This window comes from uncultured Campylobacter sp., assembly GCF_938018145.1.
Lineage (GTDB): Bacteria > Campylobacterota > Campylobacteria > Campylobacterales > Campylobacteraceae > Campylobacter_A.
Genome location: NZ_CALIII010000361.1, coordinates 1 through 3,302, shown reverse-complemented (window position 1 = coordinate 3,302; position 3,302 = coordinate 1). Strand labels below are relative to the sequence as shown.

Sequence of the window (3,302 nt, the reverse complement as noted above, 5' to 3'; positions counted from 1 at the left end):
ATTGGGGTTATAGCTCAGCTGGGAGAGCGCTTGAATGGCATTCAAGAGGTCGGCGGTTCGATCCCGCTTAACTCCACCATCTTTAAATTTATTCCCCAAATTTTACATCATCAAAAACTTTGATTAATTTATGTTTTATGGTTAATATCTCAATCCTTAAAAATAGTATTTTAAGCTTGCTTGTGTTAGTATCGGCAAAATTTAGTACGAGAAAAAGATGCAAGATTACTCCGTTTTAGACGTTTTATCCAATAAAAAAGTCCTTTGTTTAGAGGATGAACCATATATATTAAAAAATATGATCGACTCTCTCGAGCTGTTTTTTGCCGAAGTAAAAGGCGTAAGCGACGGCATCGAGGCGCTAGATGAGGCTATGAGCGGCTCATACGACGCGCTCGTCCTAGACGTCAGCGTCCCGCACATGGACGGATTAGAGGTAGCCAAAAAGATCCGCTGTGCAAACCGCAAAATCCCTATCGTCATCATCTCAAGCCACACTGAGCAAGAGTATCTGTGGCGCGCGGTCGAGCTAAAGATCACGAGATATCTATCAAAGCCCTACGATAAAGATACGTTTATAAAGGCGCTAGAAGACGTCGCGATGGAGCTTATCGACCATACGCCGATGTTTAGTATCAACGACGACCTCAAATACGACTTTAGCAAAAAAATCATATATATAAAGGAAGAGGCCTGTCACCTCTCCAAAAGCGAAAGCAAGCTTTTGGAGTATTTTTTAAACAACAAAAACCAAACGATCACTTACGAGCAGCTGTTTGACTACATGTGGGAATTTGAACAGCCGACCAAAGAAGCCATCAAGACTATCGTAAAAGAGCTGCGCCGCAAGATCGGCAAGGACACAATCAAAAATTTATACGGCGTAGGATATCTATGTGAAGTCCAAATTTAAATTTATCGTCCTGCTGCTCGTCGTTTTGTACGGCGCCATTACCGTTTTGGTTTTTAACTTTTACCGCGATCTTGCGCTAAAAGACGCCAAGCAGGAGGCTGTTTACGTGCTAGATGCGATGAACGGCATACGCGACTACATCTCTACCGTCCAGCGCCCGCTCATAGATGAGTTAAAAGATCAAGGCGCGATAGACAAAGACCTTTTTGACCCCAGACTCATGTCCTCATCCTACATCACGCGTCAAATTTACAAAATCCAGCTCGCCAAAAAAAACATAAACTACGACTACAGGCTAACGGCGACGAATCCGCTAAATCCCGAACACGAAGGCACGGAATTTGAAAATGAAATTTTAGAAGGGTTTAAGGAGGGCAAATACGAGGTCTACTCTGACGTAATCAAAGACCAAAACGCCTCGTACTTTTTCGTCGGCCTTCCTATCAAAAACTCCCACCCGTCATGCGTCGAATGTCACAACATAAACAGCGCGCCTAAAAAAATGCTCGAACAATACGGAAATTTAAATAATTTCGAGGGCAAAGTCGGCGACACGATAGCGATGGTGAGCTTTAAAATCCCGGTAAAAAGCATTTTGCTCTATCATAAACAGGAGTTTATCGTTAGCGGCGTGGCGATCACGGCGATCTTTGCAGCGTTTTTATTTTTTGTTTATAAAATCCACAAAGGCAACGAAAAAACCAAGTTGCAAAACGAGCTTTTGATGATAAATCAAAGCCGCCTGGCCTCGATGGGCGAAATGATCGGCAACATCTCGCACCAGTGGCGCCAGCCTCTAGCGCAGATCAGCTCGACTCTGGTAAATTTGGAGCTTTACTCCGAGCGAGGCAAGCTAAGCGAGCAGAGGCTAAAAGAGGCCATCGAGGAGGCAAACGAGCAGGTCAAATTTATGTCTGACACGATCGAGGATTTTAAAAATTTCTTTAATCCAAATATGCCAAAGAGCGAATTTGAAGTAAAGCAGGCCATAGAGCAGGCTTGTAAAATTTTAAACGCGACGCTCAAAAAGCACGTCATCGACGTAAAAGTCGAGATAAAAGAAAATTTTACGCTTTACGGCAACATAAACGAGCTCATTCAAATTTTAATTAACATTATAAATAACGCCAAAGAAGCATTTTTAAACGTGCCGCAAGAGCGGGCGCAAGCAAACCGATGGCAAATTTTAATAACCGCCCTTTTGCAAAACGGAGAACGCGCGATAACGCTCGAAAATAACGCCGGTAATATAGATAAAGGCGTGATAAATAAAATTTTCAAGCCGCATTTTACTACAAAAAAATCAGGCAGCGGGCTTGGGCTATATATGAGCAAGGTAATAGCCGAAAAAAATAACGCCCGAATTTACGCACAAAATATAAATAATGGCGTAGTATTTACTATTAAATTTAAAAATTCATAATTTATTAAATTTCCCCTTTTTTCGCCCCCTTTTTACGATAGCATTATCAGTATGAAATCTTTTTGATTTTAGATCCAAAATTTATAAGGAGGGCGCAATGAGGAATTTAAGTAAAACCTTATTAGGTTTGCTTATGGGCGTTAGCGTCTTCGCATCGCAAGCCTGTTGCGAAGAACACAACATGCAGATGTCTCAACAAGCGCGAGACGTCATAGCAAACCCAAAAGGCACGCTTCAAAGTAGAGGCGTAATATCCTTGCAAGACTACATCGTAGAAGAGCAAGAGATGTATGAGTGGCTGTTTAAAAACCACCCGATTTTCACAAAATACGGCGGTAAAACAGTCGGTAAACTGGACGTTCACGACCGTGGACTTGAGTGGCTTGCCGAAGGTCACGGCTTTGACATGTCAAAAGCTAGTAAAAGAGACGGCGGTAAAGGCTACAGCTCTATGATGTATAGGATACCTGCGGGTTCGTCTTTGCAGTTTCCTAACAAATTCGTAGGATCCGAAAAGTGCGGCGAGTGCCACCCTGCGCAGTACGAGGTATGGAGCAGATCGCGCCACGCCACTACTATCCGCTTCCCTGGCGAGCACCCTGAGGTTAACAACAACCTAACCGATCCGGTATTTAGCCCGGATACCGCGTCTATCTTGCCTCAAGGTATTACTCCGGACGTTATTTACGCCACCGTCGGACACCTAAGAACCAAATTCGGCTACGTAGACGCGTGGCTTTTGCGAGGAACTTACCACGTAGAGGGCGGTTTGCTACGAGACGGCACAGGTCAGATTGTAGCAGGCGGTAACCAATTCCAAAGAACTTGGGCGTTAAATTTAACTCCTGAAACAGTTAAGAAAATCAAAGATTTCGTTCCTGATTTCCCGGAAACTCTAGCTGATTACGGCGATAACGGCGGATACGTCAGAGGTCTAGCCTCATACGCCGCTAAATACAAAAAGTC

The 3,302-nt window shown here is 43.6% G+C and carries 3 protein-coding genes and 1 tRNA gene; all 4 read left to right on the top strand.

Features of this window, described 5'->3' with window-relative positions:
* Positions 1-3: 3 nt before the first annotated feature.
* Positions 4-79 (top strand) — tRNA-Ala (locus Q0338_RS08285).
* 138 nt (positions 80-217) lie between these two features.
* Complete coding sequence (locus Q0338_RS08280) at positions 218-913, top strand: response regulator transcription factor (RefSeq protein ID WP_298086340.1); 696 nt, start codon at positions 218-220, stop codon at positions 911-913.
* Positions 897-2,336: a DUF3365 domain-containing protein gene (locus tag Q0338_RS08275; protein WP_298086339.1), complete on the top strand. Its 1,440-nt coding sequence runs from the start codon at positions 897-899 to the stop codon at positions 2,334-2,336. Before Q0338_RS08280 ends, Q0338_RS08275 begins: the two co-directional genes overlap by 17 nt.
* A 97-nt stretch (positions 2,337-2,433) precedes the next feature.
* On the top strand, positions 2,434-3,302 hold an 869-nt coding region (locus tag Q0338_RS08270; RefSeq protein WP_366119835.1), incomplete at its 3' end, for a multiheme c-type cytochrome.